General features: G+C 63.9%; 13 protein-coding genes and 1 pseudogene. 5 read left to right on the forward strand and 9 right to left on the reverse strand.

Annotated features, from left to right (window positions below; genetic code table 11):
* Nucleotides 1-150: 150 nt before the first annotated feature.
* Complete coding sequence (locus IEY49_RS15590; RefSeq protein WP_189010435.1) at nt 151-1,377, reverse strand: ABC transporter substrate-binding protein; 1,227 nt, start codon at nt 1,375-1,377, stop codon at nt 151-153.
* A 232-nt stretch (nt 1,378-1,609) separates the two neighbouring features.
* Between IEY49_RS15590 and IEY49_RS15595 the strand changes: the two genes are divergently transcribed.
* Nucleotides 1,610-2,635 carry a LacI family DNA-binding transcriptional regulator gene (locus IEY49_RS15595; RefSeq protein WP_189010437.1) on the forward strand — a complete coding sequence of 342 codons (1,026 nt, stop codon included), beginning with the start codon at nt 1,610-1,612 and terminating at the stop codon, nt 2,633-2,635.
* A 362-nt stretch (nt 2,636-2,997) separates the two neighbouring features.
* Here IEY49_RS15595 and IEY49_RS15600 read toward each other — a convergent pair whose 3' ends face one another.
* Nucleotides 2,998-3,273 (reverse strand): FCD domain-containing protein, encoded by a 276-nt coding sequence (locus IEY49_RS15600; RefSeq protein ID WP_268239069.1) that lies wholly within the window; start codon nt 3,271-3,273, stop codon nt 2,998-3,000.
* A gap of 20 nt (nt 3,274-3,293) precedes the next feature.
* On the opposite strand from IEY49_RS15600, the gene IEY49_RS15605 reads away from it, so the two are divergent.
* A complete protein-coding gene (locus IEY49_RS15605; protein WP_189010441.1) occupies nt 3,294-3,431 on the forward strand; it encodes a hypothetical protein in 138 nt (45 codons plus the stop codon).
* 251 nt (nt 3,432-3,682) lie between these two features.
* Here the strand turns inward: IEY49_RS15605 and IEY49_RS15610 are convergent, their stop codons facing one another.
* Nucleotides 3,683-3,931, reverse strand: coding sequence for an M-like protein (locus IEY49_RS15610; RefSeq protein ID WP_189010443.1), 249 nt, complete (start codon nt 3,929-3,931; stop codon nt 3,683-3,685).
* A gap of 409 nt (nt 3,932-4,340) precedes the next feature.
* Between IEY49_RS15610 and IEY49_RS15615 the strand changes: the two genes are divergently transcribed.
* A complete protein-coding gene (locus IEY49_RS15615) occupies nt 4,341-4,547 on the forward strand; it encodes a hypothetical protein (RefSeq protein WP_189010444.1) in 207 nt (68 codons plus the stop codon).
* A 151-nt stretch (nt 4,548-4,698) separates the two neighbouring features.
* On the opposite strand, the gene IEY49_RS15620 is transcribed toward IEY49_RS15615, so the two are convergent.
* The 5 genes from IEY49_RS15620 to IEY49_RS15640 form a co-directional block, all read right to left on the reverse strand.
* A complete protein-coding gene (locus IEY49_RS15620) occupies nt 4,699-5,115 on the reverse strand; it encodes a response regulator (RefSeq protein ID WP_189010446.1) in 417 nt (138 codons plus the stop codon).
* Nucleotides 5,116-5,321: 206 nt separating this feature from the next.
* Nucleotides 5,322-6,953: a sensor histidine kinase gene (locus IEY49_RS15625; RefSeq protein ID WP_189010448.1), complete on the reverse strand. Its 1,632-nt coding sequence runs from the start codon at nt 6,951-6,953 to the stop codon at nt 5,322-5,324.
* Between the two features lie 165 nt (nt 6,954-7,118).
* Nucleotides 7,119-7,679, reverse strand: a complete 561-nt coding sequence (locus IEY49_RS21700; protein WP_189010450.1) for an FAD-dependent oxidoreductase — start codon at nt 7,677-7,679, stop codon at nt 7,119-7,121.
* 88 nt (nt 7,680-7,767) lie between these two features.
* Nucleotides 7,768-10,251 carry a GAF domain-containing protein gene (locus tag IEY49_RS15635; RefSeq protein ID WP_189010452.1) on the reverse strand — a complete coding sequence of 828 codons (2,484 nt, stop codon included), beginning with the start codon at nt 10,249-10,251 and terminating at the stop codon, nt 7,768-7,770.
* Between the two features lie 237 nt (nt 10,252-10,488).
* A complete protein-coding gene (locus tag IEY49_RS15640; RefSeq protein WP_229780846.1) occupies nt 10,489-12,654 on the reverse strand; it encodes a PAS domain S-box protein in 2,166 nt (721 codons plus the stop codon).
* A gap of 739 nt (nt 12,655-13,393) precedes the next feature.
* Here IEY49_RS15640 and IEY49_RS15645 point away from each other — a divergent pair.
* Together IEY49_RS15645 and IEY49_RS15650 are read left to right on the forward strand one after the other, a co-directional pair.
* Nucleotides 13,394-13,813 carry a hypothetical protein gene (locus IEY49_RS15645; protein ID WP_229780847.1) on the forward strand — a complete coding sequence of 140 codons (420 nt, stop codon included), beginning with the start codon at nt 13,394-13,396 and terminating at the stop codon, nt 13,811-13,813.
* A gap of 444 nt (nt 13,814-14,257) precedes the next feature.
* A complete protein-coding gene (locus tag IEY49_RS15650) occupies nt 14,258-15,532 on the forward strand; it encodes a PAS domain-containing protein (RefSeq protein ID WP_189010456.1) in 1,275 nt (424 codons plus the stop codon).
* Between the two features lie 71 nt (nt 15,533-15,603).
* On the opposite strand, the pseudogene IEY49_RS21905 reads toward IEY49_RS15650, so the two are convergent.
* Nucleotides 15,604-15,811: pseudogene (locus IEY49_RS21905) on the reverse strand (SUMF1/EgtB/PvdO family nonheme iron enzyme); the annotation flags it as partial.
* Nucleotides 15,812-17,025 lie beyond the last annotated feature (1,214 nt).

Below are 17,025 nucleotides of genomic sequence, written 5' to 3' on the forward strand. Positions count from 1 at the left end.
CCACCACCGGCCCCGCGCCTCAGGTTGACTTGGACGCGTGCGGGCGCCTTACTTCTTGTAACCGCCCTCGGTGGCCACGCGGGCAGCGGCGGCCTGCGCCTGCTTGAGGGCCTGGTCGATGCTGGTCTGGCCGCTCAGGGCGCCGGCGAGTTACTGGCCGACCTGCGTGCCGAGCGCCTGGAACTGCGGGATGCCGACGAACTGGATGCCGGTGTACGGGACCGGGTCCTTGGTGGGGCGGGTAGGATCGGCGCGTTTGATGGAGCTGAGCACGATGGGCGCGAAGTCCCCGGCAGCTTTCTTGTAGTTGGCGTTCGTGTAGGTGCTGGTGCGGGTGCCAGGAGGCACCGCGGCCCAGGTGCCTTTGGTTTTCGCGACGAGCGCGATGTATTCCTTGGAGGTCGCCCAGGTGATGAACTTGAAGGCAGCGTCTTCCTGCTTGGTGCTCTTGGGGACGGCGAGGCTCCAGGACCACAGCCAGTTGCTGCCGCGGGGCGTGCCGGGACCCGTGGGAGCGTTGGCGAACCCGACGGACTTGACGATTTTGCTGGCGGCGGGGTCCTTGAGGAAGCCGGCACCGACAGTCGCGTCGACCCACATGCCGCACTTGCCCTGGCTCATCAGGGTGAGGTTCTCGGTGAAGCCGTTGCTGGTCGCGCCGGGAGGGCCGTAGCGTTTCAGGAGGTTCACGTAGAAGGTCATGGCGTTCTTCCAGGCGGCGCTGTTCACCTGGGCGTTCCAGTTCTGGTCGTACCAGCGGCCACCGAAGGTGTTCACCATGGTGCTGAACAGGGCCATGTTCTCGCCCCAGCCGGGCAGGCCGCGCAGGCACACGCCGTACACGCCCTGGGAGGGGTTGTGGACTTTGGAGGCGAAGGTCTGGATCTGCTGCCAGGTGGGGTTGGCGGGCATGGTCAGCTTGGCTTTGCGGAACAGGTCCTTGTTGTAGTACGTCATGCTGCTTTCGGCGTAGAACGGCAGCGCGTACAGTTGCCCCTGGTAGGACAGGCCTTTGCGGACGGGTTCGAGGACGTCGTTCAGGTCGTAGGCGCGGGTGATGCTGGCGTTCTTGCTGAAGAGCGGGTTGAGGGGTTTAAGCCAGCCGTTCTTGGCCCAGATGGGCACTTCGTAGGTGCCGACGGTGGCGATGTCGTAGCTTCCTGCGTTGCTGGCGACGTCCAGCGTGACCTTCTGGCGCAGTTCGTTTTCCGGGAGGACAACCCATCGCACGTTGATGTCGGGGTATTTCTTGTTGAACTCGGGCGTGAGCCGCTGCATGGTGACCATGTCGGGGTTGTTGACGGTCGCGATGGTGATGGTGCTGGCGGCGTGGGCGCTGGTGCACAGGGTGAGGCTGAGCAGGGCGAGTCTCTTCATGGTGGATCCTCCTGGGACTGCGGGGCGGCAGGCGAAGGGACGGCCGGCGTGGCGTCGCTTCATGGCGGGGGAGGGCGGATTCCCTCTCAACTCTTGATGGTCTCGTGGCCATTATTGAAACATAGCTTTGGTGCCGCTGTCTACCTGTCGAAAAATTTGACCGAGTACAGTCATGGACACGAGGCCATTGCGTCCACTACCTCTTGACCACGAATGCGCCTAAAATGGCCCCGTGGCCACCATCCAAGACGTCGCGCGCCTCGCTGGCGTCTCACCCACCACCGCCAAACGCGCCCTGCGGGAACCTGACAAACTCACGCCGGACACCCTGGCCCGGGTTCAGGCCGCCGTCCAGTCCCTGGAGTACGAACCGGACCAACGCGCCGGCAGCCTCCGGGGCGGACAGAGCCGCACCATCGGCCTGACCGTCGCCAGCATCGTCGAGCCCTTTTTCGCGGAGTTCGCACGAACCGTCAGCCGGACCCTCAGCGAAGCCGGGTACACCCTGATCATCACGGAAATCGAGTACGCCGCCGCCCGCGAAGTCAACGAACTCCAGCGCCTGTACGGCCAGCGTGTGGCCGGCATCCTGCTGCGCCCCGGTTACGGACCGGAAAGTCGCGCCTACGTCCACCGCCTGGTGTCCAAAGGCGTTCATATCCTGGAATACGACTACGTCCCCCCAGGCAGCCCTTACCCACACGTCAACGTCGACCACGTTGGCGCCACCAGACAGGCCGTACAGTACCTCCACTCGCTCGGCCACCGGGACATCGCCGCGCTCGGCACCTACCACCCGCAGATTCACCCCGAAGCCCGCAGTCACGCCTTCCCCGCCATCATGGCCGAACTGGGCCTGAGTGTCCGCCCGGAATATCAGCGCGTCACCCTCCTTACCGAGGAGACCGCCTTCCGCCTCACCCATGAACTGATGGCCCTGCCCACCCCACCCACCGCGATCATCGCCCTGAACGGCACCCAGGGCATCGGCGCCTTCCGCGCCATCCGGGAGCGCGGCTGGCAGATCCCGGACGACATCAGCCTGATCACCTTTGATGATTACTCCTGGACGTCCCTGGTCACCCCTCCGGTCACCGTTGTCGCGCAACCCGTTCAGGACATGGCTGTGGCGGCTGCCCGGAACATGATCGCCCTCCTGGAAGGCCAGACCGTCACCAGCCAGGTCTTCCCGGCCGAGCTGATTGCCCGGCAGAGCTGCGCGGCACCGCGCGGCGCCGTCTCCAGCAAAGTCGGGTAAGGAGACACGAATGAACGACCCGGCTCTGCCCCAGGTGTTGAACACGGAAGACAGCCCGGCCAGTCATGATTTCGAAGTGTCACCTGCCAGCATGGCGTACCGACCTGGCTGACGTGATACCCGATGATGAACCGGGTGCCGACGTGAGTCACAGAACACCCGCGATCAACGGGAATACGCCGGCTGCCCTGGCTCCGGCCACTGCTGGAAGCTCCCTGCTCTGTGGGACCGGCTGCCTCTCCGTCGCTTATACGCAAATCAACGAAAAAAGCGACCTCCGGGTCGCCTTTGATGCTGAGCATTATAGCGCGGTATGCGCCGGGAGTCGCAAGTATGCGTGAAGTCCACGCCGCGGCACGTGTCTACTGGAGCAGCGGCCGGATTTCATCCAGGTTTTCGATCACGTGGGACAGATGCACTTCCAGGCGGCGGGCGGCCTCGGCATTCCGGCCCTGTTGCAGCAACTCCAGGATTTCCAGGTGCTCCTCCGACTGGGGTACGTAACGCCGGCGGTCCTGGGTCGACCGGTAGGCCAGGAGCCGCCGGATCCGGTTGATCCGCCGCAGGGCATCAACGAAAAAGGGATTGTGGCAGGCGCCGACAATGGTTTCGTGGAAGAACACGCCGCGGTCATACAGCTCCTGCGGGCCTGGATGGCTTGCGTTACCCGAGCGCCCTGAACCCGGCGCGAAGTAACCTGGTGCTGTTCACCGAGAACATGCAAGTCAAACCAGACGTCCATCTGCCTCCCGTCATTGTGCTGGCGCGCAAACGCATCATCGAGCAGCGCGCCTGACAATCAGCCACACACACGGTCAGCCCCGCAGCCATCTGCTGCTGATGCAACTCCCAACCCAGGTCATCCTGCATGCGCCCCTCCCTGGCCTCTCGTCGAGAGTGCCTCTGAAAGAAGGCTGACGCTGCCTTGACCTTGTTCCCTGGCTGCTCGAGGTGCCTTCGGGCCGCTGCCCCGTTCTCCCACTGCTCGTCCCGCTGGCCTCTCCACTGATCAGATGGCTGAACTGACGCCCGCCGATCCGACACTGTTCAGGTGTCTTCGGAGGTGTCATGACCCGGGGTGGTACTGGCCGGGTCACTCGTAATCATGCTGCCATTCGAGGACACATCCTGCTTGTCCAGCCCGCGGTCCTCGTATTCGTCAGCGAGCTTGGCTTCCGCACCGGCATCCTTGAGCGCGTCGCGGTGTTCATCTGTGCGTCCCATGAATTGCAGGTCCACGTTGCTGACCTCGTCCTCGGTCAACAGCTTTCCCTCGGGCTTATGGCTGTCAGTCATACCAGAGAGTACCCGGCTCACTCCGTTCATGCTGTGAGCATCACTCGAATCACCCTGACCACGGGTTCAGGCCGAATGAGCACCCTGTTATCATGCGTGGCTGTTGGACCCGCAGGGTTGACCTGATGCCCACGCCGGTCGGCATGACATGCGCGAGCTGCGCCGTCTCCACGGGCATGGTTGGCCCTCGTCTGATGCGGAGGGGCTGGCGCGCGTTCTCACGACACCACGTGTGATCTTCCTCACTTCAGTGAACCTAGAAGCTGAAATCGAAATGGAATGAGCCCCAGCGGATAGATCACGAGGCGAGGTACCTCGCTGTTATGAAGCATCAGCACCCCCCGAATCGTAAATACTTGATCAGCTCAGTGCTTCCAGGCATCAGCAAACGTGTCGTCCAATGAGTGTTATGTGTGAAACCAGTTCCATCAAGGTGACAGCCGTTCGGGCGGTGATCGACGCTCAGATCGCTGTCACAACCGCCGGGCGCCACGATCTTCTTCCTGAAATCCGGACCCTCCGCAGGCTCTACAAGAACGCGCCCGTGCAGCCCGAGGCACTTCATCAGGTGCGGGAGGCTGCCCTGGCAGTGATGGAGCGCCTGCGAGCCAGCTGAGGACGACGCAGTGGTTCCAGGGTTCAGGCGCTGATCCCTGGCCGGGGGCCACTGCGCTGTCAGGAGCTGGTGTTCCACCGGCTCAATGCTTTCCCCGCAGATGCCTCCGCTTCTGAATGACGTCCTGCGAATCTGGAAATGAGCTTGAGCGTCAAGCGGAGCCCATCCTGGCAGCCCAGAAGCCGAGCGTCCGGTGTACCACCTCGGTGTACGCCTCCACACCCATAGGTTTCGTGATGTAATCGGTGGCTCCCGCCTCCAGGCATTTCTGCATGTCCGCCTCGGCCGCGGACCCGGTAAACATCAACACCGGCAAGTCCTTGAAGGCGTTGTCCTGCCTGAGAGCGGTCAGCACATCCACGGCATCCATACGGGGCGTGTTCCCGTCAAGCAACACCAGTTTCGGGCGGAGAGTACGCTCATAAGGTGCGTGGCGGTTCAGGAAGGCCAGGGCTTCCACGCCATCCGCGACCACATGCAGCGTCAACTCAGGAAGGAAGTCTTCCAGAGCCAGTTCCATCAGCAGGACGTCGGCCGGGTTGTCTTCAACCATCAGGACGTCAAACATCCCTGTCCGCCCTTGCCTGCTGCATCACCGGCAGGGTGCAACGGGAAGTGACCATCTGTCCAGCCGTGCTGGCCGGTTAGAACCGGAAGTCCCGTTCCTTGGAAACGCAGGCGCAACTGACGAGCATCCTGCATCCTGGTACACCTGTGCGCTTTCGTATCGACACCGAACACTCACATCACCAGGCGTCCGTATCACCGGGAGTCTCACAGGGATGACAGATCACCGAGGCGGTCAGGCAATGCGACCCGCAGGCACGCTCCGCTCTCCCCATCTCCTTTGGCCCAGACCTGACCACCATGCCGCGCCACGATCCGCCGGACGTTCGCCAGTCCAATGCGCTCCTCAGCCCCGAACTCAGCGTGCGGCACCTGAAACAGGTCGAAGAAGCGCTCCGCCTGTGCGGGTGTCAGCCCGTTCCCGTTGTGGCGCACCCACATCACCACACGCCTTTCCTTAACTTCACCATCTACTTCAATACGCGCATCCGGGGTGTGCCGGGTAGCGTCCAGGGCGACAGCGAGCAGTTCCGCGAAGACCTGCCGGAGCAGCAGCGCGTCGCCTACCACGCGCGGCAGGGTGCCCAGGACCCACGTGATCTTGCGGCCTTTCAGGAGCGGTTCCAGATCACTACGCACCTGCACGATCAGCTGAATCAGGTCGAGTGGTTCCTCGCGCAGTTCCCGTCGTTCCAGCGCGGCCAGCTTCCGCAATTCATCCATGCGGTCCCCTACCCGGCGGGCTTCCTCCCTCACCTGCGTAAACATCCGGCCCATCCGCTCATCGACCTGACCACCCAGGCGGCTTTCCAGCAGGCCCACGAACGCGTTCACCCGACGCAACGGTTCGGTCAGGTCCCGGGAGATCCCGATGGCGTACGCGCGCAGTTCCGCGTTGAGGTCCTGAAGGTCGCGGGTGCGTTCCAGCACGCGGCGTTCCAGCTGGCGGGTGGCCTCGTTGGCGCGCTCCTCCAGCGCTTTGCGTTCAGTGATGTCCGCGAAATACACGGACAGGCCGTCGGCGGTGGGATTGATGGTGATGTTGACCCAGAGGCCGGTGATGGGTGAGAGGGACTCAAGGCGGACAACCTGCTGCTCTTGCGCGGCCCTCAGGTGCGCCTGGTACGGTTCACTGCCCACCGCCTGCGGGAATTCCTCCCAGTACACTTTGCCAATCAGGTCTTCCCGCTTCCGCTTCCAGAATTCCTCCGCCCGGCGGTTGACGTAGGTAAAGCACCAATCCTTGTCCACGGCATAAAACGCGTCACTGATGCTCTCGAGGATGTCGAGCTGCGCCTGCTGCTGCTCGACCACCCGCGCATGCTGGAGGGACCGGTCCAGCGCCACGGCGCACTGCAAGGCCAGCGTGGCCAGGAACTGCTGCTCGGCGGGCGTGAACACATGCGGTTCACGGAAATCCAGCACCAGCACGCCGAGGGCGTGGCCATCAATGAGGATCGGCAGGACGGCACTGGCCACCGGACTGATCGCCCCGGTTTCCTCTTCCAGCTGCGGGTAGAGCCGCTTGAGCTCATCGGAATCCTCGAAGAACAGCGGCTCCCGCCGCTCAATGGCGTCAATGGCGGGAATATGCCGATCCAGTGGACCGTCCTGCCAGATCGTCTTGGCGTTCTGCTCGTATCCCTGGCGGGTGATCAGGTTCAGCCGATCCCGCTGGGCGTTGATCAGCAGCACCGCGCCCGCGACCGCACCCAGGGAGGAGATGGCCGGGCGCAGGATGATGTCGGTGACCACTTCCTGCGGCTGCACCGGATTCAGGGCTCGTCCGACTGCGAGGAGTTCGTCACTGAACAGGGTGCGCATCTGCGGTTCCGTCATCCTGACAGGGTACGGGTGGTGTATTTCCTGAGGTCTGCTGGATTATGATGGAGAATTTACGAATGCCAGCGGCAGGAGGTCAGGGCACGCGGCCATCCGGGTGGAACAGCCAGCGCTCCAGGGTCTCGCGCAAACACACGGTGAACTCCTCGAAGTTCAAAGGCTTCACCAGGTAGTCGTTCGCCCCGGCCTCCAGACATGCCGCCACATGCCTCCAGACATGCCGCCAGCGTAATTGACCGCAAACCCGGACAGGCCCTGCGCCCGCCAGAACGCGCGCTCGTACCGCACGACAGCTTTCATGGCGTGCCCCATCCAGGTCGAGGTGTCGCTCAGCACCTGAGTCAGTGCTGGGGGCAACTCCGGCATGAACGTGATCGTCTGCTCCGCGAGGCGGGGAGGTAACGCGACAATCACGGCCTGAGCTGGAAAAGTAAGTGCGTCCCCAGCCGGCCCGACAGCCATGACAAGGACCATGTCTCCCTGCGCGTGCACACCAGTCACCTGCACACCAAACTTCACAGGGTCAACATGACAACCAGCCTGGAAAGTTTGGGGAAACGCCCATGTCCCTTTACCAGGTTGGGCACAACCGATCCTCCGAGATGCAGGCTGGCTTCTTGAAGTGACCCTTGTGACAGTGCGTTCGGCAACGCCTGGCCTGGTTAAGCGCGCAGGCGACGCCTCCGGGGTGGGCGAGAGATCCGGAGGTGGAAGGGTACCCATAACCACCTTGTCATGAACTGAGGAAGTGGCCGAAGCCTATCCCGTGACGCCACCCAGACCTGTGCTTTCACGACGACAGCTACGTCTCTCAGGACTCCAGGGCTTTCAGGGTGAAATGGAACACGCTGCCTCTTCCGGGTGTGCTCTCCACCCACATCCGGCCGCCGTGCCGCTCCACCACCTTCTGACAGATAGCCAACCCCAGCCCGGTGCCTTCGTACTGCTCCCGGACATGCAGTCGCTGGAACATCACGAAGATCCGCTCGAAGTACTGCTCCTCAATGCCGACGCCGTTGTCACGCACACTGAACCGCCAGAACACCCCCTCCCGCACCGCACTGATCCGCACCTCCGGCGCCACACCTGGTTTCCGGAATTTGAGGGCGTTCCCGATCAGGTTCTGGAACAGTTGCGTGAGCTGAAACGCGTTCCCACACACCACCGGCAGATCTGCATAGTCCACCCGACCGCCGCTTTCTCGCAGCCGGTCTTCCAGTTGCGCCAGGGCTTCCTGGACCGTGGTGGTGACCACCACCTGTTCCAGGGTCAGGCGCTCGGCGCCCAGGCGTGAATACACCAGCAGGTCGTCGAGCAGCGTCTTCATGCGGGTGGAACCGCTGATAATCTGGCGCAGCAGGACGCGGCCGCGCTCGTCTAAGGTGTCCGCGTATCGCCGTTCCAACATCCCGGTCAGGCCCCCGATCGTGCGCAGGGGTTCTTGCAGGTCGTGCGAGGCGACGTACGCGAACCGCTCCAGTTCCGCATTGCTGCGCGCGAGGGCTTCCGTGCGCTCCGCGACCCGCCGCTCCAGTTCCGCTTCGGCCTGCACCTGCGAGGTGATGTCGGTGTGCACCCCCACCCATTCACGGATCGTGCCGTCGGCATTCAGGACCGGAACACCCCGGACGTCGAAGTGCCGGTACGTGCTGCCCGCGACCTGCACGCGGTGCTGAATGGTGTAGACGGCACGTTGCTCGATGGCGGCCTGCCACGCCGCCACGCTGCGCGCCCGGTCGTCGGGGTGCAGGGCGTTCACCCAGCCGTACCCGCAGTATTCGTTCTCGCGTTGTCCGGTGAGCTTCGTCCAGCCAGGCTGTTCTCCCAGCAGCTGGCCATCCGGAGTGGTCGTCCACACGATCTGCCGAGTGGCATCAATCAGCGAGCGGTAGCGCTGCTCATTGTGTTGTGAGGCTTTGAACAACGCGGCGTTCTCCAGGGCAAGCGCGGCGCGCGCGGCGAGCGCTTCGGCCAGTCGAAGATCCTCGGGGCCGTACGTGCGCGCCGGGGATGAGCTCGCGAGGCCCAGCACGCCCACGGTACGCCCAGCCACGATAAGCGGCACGTGGATCAACGAGTGGAAGCCCATTCGTACGATGGCCGCGCGGCGTTCCAGGTCCTCGATTGCGTCGATCAAAGCTGCGGGAACGACAGGGAGCAGAAAGGACTCGCCGGTGCGCATCACCCAGGCGGTTGAGCCAGGCGACTCTGGATCTGCCGGATACTGAGACACGAACGCACGAAGCAGCTCAACCAGGGCTGGATCACGGTGCGCCACGGCCACCGGCGTCGCGATCCCATCATCGTTCGGGAGGTACACCGCGGCCCAGTCCGCCACGTGCTCCAACGCCAGAGCCGTGAGACGCTCAAGGGTATCCTCGACCTTCAGGGAGGAGGCCAGCAGCGTGCCGGCTTCGGCCAGCAGGGTGGCGCGTACCCGTCCCTGGTGTTCCGCGTCGAACAGCCGCGCGCGTTCCAGTGCTTGGGTACCTACGCCTGTGAGCGTCGTCAGGAACTGCCGCTCAGATTCATCGAAGCGTCTTGGCACCTCGAAGCTCAGCACCAGTACGGCCTGCACTGCACCCCCAAAGGTCAGCGGCAGCGCAACCAGGCTCTGCGTTTGGGCTGAGCGGACTGCGTTCCAGTCAGCGAACTCGCTCGTGGCGTCAGGCATGGTGGTGAATACTGGCGTGCCGTCCTGCGCGGCCCGGCACACCGGTAGGTCCCTCTCCAGTGCCAGACGCCCGAAGCGGTCGCGCTCCTCCGGTGCGTACCCCACTTCACCGAGCAGTTCCAGCGTCTGCTGGTCGTCACTCAGGGCCATGACTGCGCCGCGGTAGGCGCCCACCGCGGGGACGGCCTGGTCCAGCACGGCCTGCACCACGTCCTTCTCGGTCCGGGCGGCGCCTAGCGCGGCCGTGACCCGGTGCAGCTGCTCGGCACGGTGCAAGGCGGTGATGTCACGAATCTGCACCACCAGTCCGTCCGACATGGGCAGCACATGCCCGCGCAACCAACGACCCACGAATGCGTTGAACACCGTGTATTCCACGGGCACACCGGTGTCGAGCGCGCGCCTGGTGGCGGATGGAAACTCGGCACTGAGCGTGTGGGGGAAGTCGCGTTCCAGATGAAGCCCAACCACTTCCGCGGGCGTCAGACCCACAATGCCAGCGGCGGGCGGATTGGCGTACGTGATCACGCCGTGGTGATCCAGGGTGAAGATCACGTCTGGCGTCGCCTGGAGCAGGGTGACCACGCTGGCGGGAACCGGGAGCTCGTGAGGAAGGATCATGAGAGGTGAGCCCCGGGAGCGTACTTCAGGGTGCATTCCGGGGGATCGCCGGCAGTCTACTGTGGGCAGGCTGGTCGCCCCACCGCGGGTGAACAAACCTGAAAATGTGGTACTTCATACCGTTACGCGCCTGGCCTACACCACGGTGAGATACAGAGAAGGACGGCGTGCGGGCATTCTTGCGGGCGAGTTCCTGTCGGATGAGGGCGGTGTTGGTGTCCAGCAGGCTTTGGGGGGTCATATTGGAGATCCATCTATCACCGGGTCACCTCCCGGCAGCGTGAAGTGAAAGGAAGTGCCTTCACCCTCCACCGAGGTGACCCAGATGCGGCCACCGTGCTCCTCCACAATTTTCCGGACGATCGCCAGACCCAGGCCGGAGCCCGCATACTCGCTCTGGCCATGCACCCGCTGGAACACGCCGAAGACCGTCTCCAGGTGTTCTGGCGCGATCCCGATCCCATTGTCCTCCACCTCGAACTGCACCCATTCATCCTGCGAGCAGGCGGACACCTCCACTTCCGGCGTCCGTCCCGGCGGCTGGAACTTGAGGGCATTGGCCACCAGGTTCTGCAAGACCTGCTGCACCTGGGTGGCGTCCGCCTGCACCTGCGGTAAGCGGCCTACTCTCAGACGCGCGCCTTTCTCTTCGACGCTGGCACTCAGGTTGTCCGCGACCCGCGCCATCACGTGCTCCGGATCGACGGTCGTGATGGTCCGCTGCCGGCCCACCCGGGAGTACGTCAGCAGATCGTCAATCAGGGCGTCCATGCCCCTGGCCGCGTCCACGGTCAAGGCGATGTACCGGTCGGCTTTCTCGTCCAGCTGCCCGCCATACCGGCGTTTCAATAGTTGCAGGAAGCTGGTGATGGTCCGCAGTGGGGCCTTCAGGTCATGCGAGGCGACCGCAGCGAAATGTTCCAGTTCCGCGTTGCTGCGCTGGAGTTCCGCGGTGCGCTGCTCGACCCGGCGTTCCAGGTCCGCATTCAGACGTAACAGGTCTGCTTCTGCCTCCTTGCGGGCGGTGATGTCGGACAAGGTCGCGACGAGGTAAGCCACGGTGCCGTCGTCCTGGCGGACGGCCGAGACACTGGAGTTTGACCAGACAATGGAGCCGTCCGGGCGGAGGTACCGCTTCTCCAGCGTCACCGCGTTTGCAGAGCCCTCTAACAGGTTCTGGAGAGCGAGTTCCGTAGCCTGCTGATCATCGGGATGGGCGAAGCCTTCAATGTGGCCCCCGATGAGCGCCTCACGCGGGTGCCCCAGGAAGGCCGCGCCGGCGGGGTTGATGTCAATGCACACGCCGGACGGCGTAAGGCGGCTCACGCCGACCACCGCATACTCGACCAGCGCCTGATAGCGGGCCTCACGGTCACGCAGCTGCTGCTCTGCCTCCCGGCGCTCCGTGATGTCCTCATGTACCCCGACCCACTCCTCGACGGTGCCATCCTCGTTCCGCACAGGCGTGGCACGCGCCCGCATGATCCGGTACTGCCCATCCCAGCGGCGCACACGGTTCTCCATCTGGTACAGAGTCTGAAGGTCAGTCGCCTGGACCCAGGCCTGCCGGATATGTTCCCGGTCGTCCGGATGGATCGCGTCGAGCCAGCCCCAGCCCAGATGCTCCTGCTCGGTCTGCCCTGTGAAGCGTTGCCAGTCCGCCTGCGGTGTCCGGAATTCTCCCGAAGGCGCCCGGGTCCAGACCATCTGCGAGGTGGCTTCCACCAAGGAGCGGAAGCGGTGCTCACTCCGCCGGGCGCTGCGGTAGAGCTGAGCATTCTGAAAGGCGGCCGCCGCCTGCGACGCGAGACTCACCGCCAGCTGTTCGGCCTGCTCAGTAAAGATGGCCGCCCTCTCATGTCCGAAGAAAAAGCCACCAATCACCTCACCGGTCGATCCGACCACCGGCACCGCCAGGTAACTGCGCACCGGCAGGTGTCCGGCCGGCATGCCGTGGTACGGCGCATTCCGGGCATACCGGGGATCCTGGGTGATGTCGTCGGAGCGCACGACCCGTTCATTGCGGAAGGTGGGCCCGAATATCTGCGTCATGCGCGGAAGCGGGTACTGGGCGAACGCTTCTATCGGTGCGCCCGACAGGGTGTAGAGTGTCATCGGCTCACCCTGGTGGTTGCTGAGGGTGTAGAAGAACGCGCCGAACTGCGCGCCGGTCAATTCCACGCCGGCGTCCGTCACGGCCTGGACGACCTTCTCCAGGTCGAGTTCAGCTGAGATGGTCTGCTGAATGCGGCCCAGGGTTTGGAGGGCGTGGGATTCCCCCTGCATGTTCAGCAGGCCGTCCTGGTCCGGTGTGAGGGTGGCCAGCCAGACGTCCGTGGTGCCGGGCAGGCGCACGACCTGGGCATGCAGGGAAACTCGTTCGCTATCATTTCCGAGGGGCACGACCAGCTTCAGAAGGACCGGTGACCCGACGTTTGGAAAGGTGTCCCTTAGATGCCCCGCTGACTCCTGACCAGCTACAGGCAGGAAATGTGAGATGTGCTGGTTCAGAAGGCATGATTCGGATTTCGGGTACGTGGTCAGAAAAATTGTGTTCACCGCACGGACATGACCCGACTGATCAAGCAGCCAGGCCAGGCACGGCAACATGTTCAGGAATGAGTGGTGCTCGGGCCCGAACCCTGGAAGGCTCGAGGTAGAAGTGGTCATGAGCGCAGTATCACAGAAGCCTCCTTACAGGAGTGTGCGGGATTGGGTGCCCATTGTCCCACTGGATCTCCGCCCGGATGGTCAGGGGCAACTGTCAGGCTGCCGGCGACGTCAGCAACGATGCGTGATCCGGAGCGTCCCCCAAAGCAGAATAGTGCGGACTGATTGACCGGTAGTGCCTCAGCGGCGTCAAGCCCTGGGGTGACCACCGTCACGGCCCGGGAGCGCAACAGGCGGGCCAGCGCGAGACTCTGTGGTGCCGGCATAAAAAGAGAGACGCAGCTTCCGGTGAACGATCAATCAGCCGCTGTACAGCTTGGGGCGCCGGACCTTGTCAGAACCCCATCGCGTACGAGCGGCATGCCCCCCAACCTGAAGTCCAGGCACGCCAACAATGCCGCAGAATGGGGAGCACCATGAATCCCGAATCCGGTTGGCCCTCCACTCCAGGTCTGGTCAGAAGGCCGGCCCTGTGACTTCAGCCTGGCTTCCTGAGAGCATCACGCCAGGATTGCCTGACCAGGCCCTGGACCAGATCGGAACGGACGAACACGTCCAGGAGAAACACATCATGGACCGGTGCGCTGTAAGCCGCCCCGTTGCACGCGCGGTCATCGCGGCGCTTCTGAATCGCGGCGCCCTCGAAATCGTGCCTCGAGGGGGGCTCCTCCGGTACCGGCGTCCGGCACCGATTGACCTGACGCTGGTGCGGGAAGATCTGATGCCTGGCATCATGCAGGCCGTGGCAGGCGAAGCGCAGACGGTCCGGACCCTGGCAGGCCGGTTCGGGATTGACGTGCCGGCCATGCAGGCGACCGTGCGGCACATGCACCAGAAGGGGGTGCTGGCGGTGAGTATGGTGGGGGCCACCTGGGTATGCCGCCCCGCCTGAGTCCACCACTTTGCCTGAGACGGGTGGCGTTCCCGGGCCGGGACGACATGAGGCCGCCACATTCCTTCTCGACGCTTCTCCTGTACGCGGTGAGGCCGCAATCACCCGAACCTCCGTGATGGACTGAAACCAGAGAAGACTGAGGAGAGCGGATCACCAGACTGTCGAACCTGTCGTCCGACAGTCTGGTAATTAAAGCCCTCAGGTCAGGCGAGCACGTGAAAGGCAGTGAACCTACCGTGCTTGTCACGGCCGTGCAGCGGGTGCTGACCGCCATACGGACCGGCCAGAAGCTCTGTTAGAACGTCTCAGAGGCTACGCGCCTCTCGGGATGACCAGGAATCCATGCTTCCCGACGCACCTGAATGCGGCTCTCTCACCCTCCCCCTGGAAGGAACGGGCACAACGAGCATTTGGTGGATTCCAGGCAGAGTAAGCTTCAGCGTGCCCAATGACCTGCTCACTCTCCTGGGCCCCGCCGCGGACTTCCTGCGTGACCTGCTGCAAACCTCCTCCCACGGCGTTGCCGTTGTGGACCGGAACCTGCGCTACGTCGCTCTGAATACCCGGCATGCCGACGCCAACGCGCGTCCTCTCACGGAGCACCTCGGCGTCAGCGTCGACCAGGTCGCCCCCAGCCTGGCCTTTCCCCTGCACCGCCTGCTCAAGGACGTCTTCGACACCGGCCAGCCAGCACTCGGCCGCCGGCTCGTGCGGGACAACCCCCAGCAGCCCGGCCAGGTGCTGGCGTGGAGTGTCGACGCCCTTCCTGTCCGCAATGCCGCAGGCGCCGTGACGGCCGTTTGCCTACTGTTTACCGCGCCGCCTGAGGAAGGGCACGCCGGACCGACTGGCCGCATCCCGGACCGCTTGTGGGCACTCACTAAAACCCTGCCGACCTCCCGGTCGCTGGACGACGTCATCCGCCTGGTGATGGATGAAGCGGTCCCGACCACCGGTGCCGTCGCCGCAGGCCTGGCCCTGCTGGATGAGGACCGCACCCTCCTGAAGGTCCTGGGCGCCAGTGGTTACGATGCCGTGACCCTGCACACCTGGCCGACCGTGCCGCTCACCCTGCCGATCCCGGCGACCACCGCGGTGCAGGAAGGCCGCGCGCTGTTCCTCACCTGGAGCGACGTGCAGGAACAGTTTTCCCAGGCGGCGACGCGCCCGACGTACCAGGGACAGGCGCACGTGGCGCTTCCCCTGATGCAGGAGGAGGTCAGCCTGGGGTGCCTGACCCTGTCGTTCCCCGACCGGGTCCCCTTTACCCTGGCGGAGCAGACGGTAATGGGTGCGCTGGCCGAGACCTGCGCGCAGACCATCACGAGCCTGCGCCTGAGGGACGCGGAGCGGCTGGCCCGATCAGAGTCGCAGCGCACCGCGGCGTACCTCGACAGCGTCCTGGAGCGCAGTCCTAACGGGGTGGCTTTCCTGGACGTGAAACTACGGTTCGTGCGGGTGAATGCTCCATTCGCGGTCTTCAGCAGGCGGGGGGTGCAGGATCATCCGGGAAAGGCGTGGAGTGAGGTTCTGCCGGACTGGCAGTCCGTACCGCAGGCACTCGCGGTAGCCCGCCAGACCACCCGGGCGTCGCGGCAGCAGTTGAACGTGCCCGGGCCAGGTGGCGCAGACCGGACGGTGCAGGTGGAGGTGTTCCCAGTCCTGACCGCCCAGGGCAGTCTGCTCGCTTTAGGCTGCGAGATCAGCGAAGTGTAGCAGCCCATGGACGTCATGTCAGACAGGCCGTACCTGTTGGCGGGGTACGCCCCGACCGGCGAGGTTCGCGGGAACCCATGCGGGTCCAGGTTCTCCCAGGGCAAGTGGCCATGCCAAGTGTTCGCCATCACGCGGCCTTGGGGGCATATCGCCCCACGCGAACGTGGCGCCGTGCAGCCCACCGCGCGCGGCGTACTCCCATTCCGCTTCGCCGGGCAGCGTTTTGCCGGCCCACGCCGCGTACGCGAGTGCATCCTCGTGCATCCGCACGAGGAACATGACGTGTGGCACTTGATTCAGAAGGCCGATCAACGCATGTACGAACAGAAGCAGGGACCAACGGGCCTGAATTGACGGGGCACCGCTGAGACCTCTGTGACCAGCCCTGCGCTAAGTGAGGAGAGGCCAGGTGGTCGGGAGAGTCAGCTTCACGCGGTACGTCCGGTGATTAGGACTGCGGTCGTGCTGGGAGATCCACATGCCCAGATAACGAACAGCGCCGAGCCCGAAGACAACGTTGGTACCGTGAGCACATAGCGTCGCCTGAGCAGGCGGTCGAGGACGCCTTTATCCATTTATTTTGGAACGTTGGCAGCTATCCGAATTCGGTGATGCGCGCGTCAACCTGGATCATGGGCATGGCCTGGCAGTGGATGTGTCCTCACCGCATGTGTAGCGCCACCTGGGTACCGAGAGGGGCATTGAAAGATGTCTCGTAACGCGAATAGCAGCTGTCTTGGAAGTCAAGAGCGACATCGGAAAAGCAGGTGCCACAGACGCGACATGGCGCTGAACAGCGTGGCAGATCGTGTCTGTGGCTTGGAGAGCAGAGCAGGCAGCGCCCGGCATGAGATGACCGACTCCGAACCAGGGATCCTGCTCGGATCAAGATGAGCGGTGGACCTCCCTACGGATGGTCGTGAGGCCGTACGGGCCGGCCAGTGTTGTGTGTGGGTAGGCCGTTCCAGGGCTCCCCCGGCGTCCAGCCTGAGGGGCGATCCGGGCCCATCTGCGTGGGTGCAGCTTGTAGGATGGCGGCGCGGAAAGCCCGGAGGAAGGGTCGGTCGCGAGCTGGAGGAAGGGTCGGTCCAGACTTGGTATCTGCCGGTGTGGTGAGCACCCCGGCAAGTAATGCGGCTGCCAGGCTGGAGGGCATGCGCATGCTCGTGGACGATTTCTGTGAAATAAGCAGATTCGTGGGCTGACATGTGTTCGAACATGGTCGCCGCGACTTCGGCTGGGCTGTGTGAGTCCGTGAACGGCAGGCTGTGCACCTCACAGCGTAGGACCAGCCCCTCACGAGATCTGCGTCAGGAGCCCGACACGGTAACGTCTTGTTTGACTTGATCCGTCAAGGACAGCGCCAGGAAAGCATTGATGTTGGGCACGACTTCACAACGCAAGCTGTGAACATTAATTCAGTACATCATTCTATAAGATAAGGTCAACAAAAGAAGTCGGGTTTGTTCTTTTGACGCCTCTTCCGTCAGCGG

This window comes from Deinococcus malanensis, assembly GCF_014647655.1.
Classification (GTDB): Bacteria; Deinococcota; Deinococci; order Deinococcales; family Deinococcaceae; genus Deinococcus; species Deinococcus malanensis.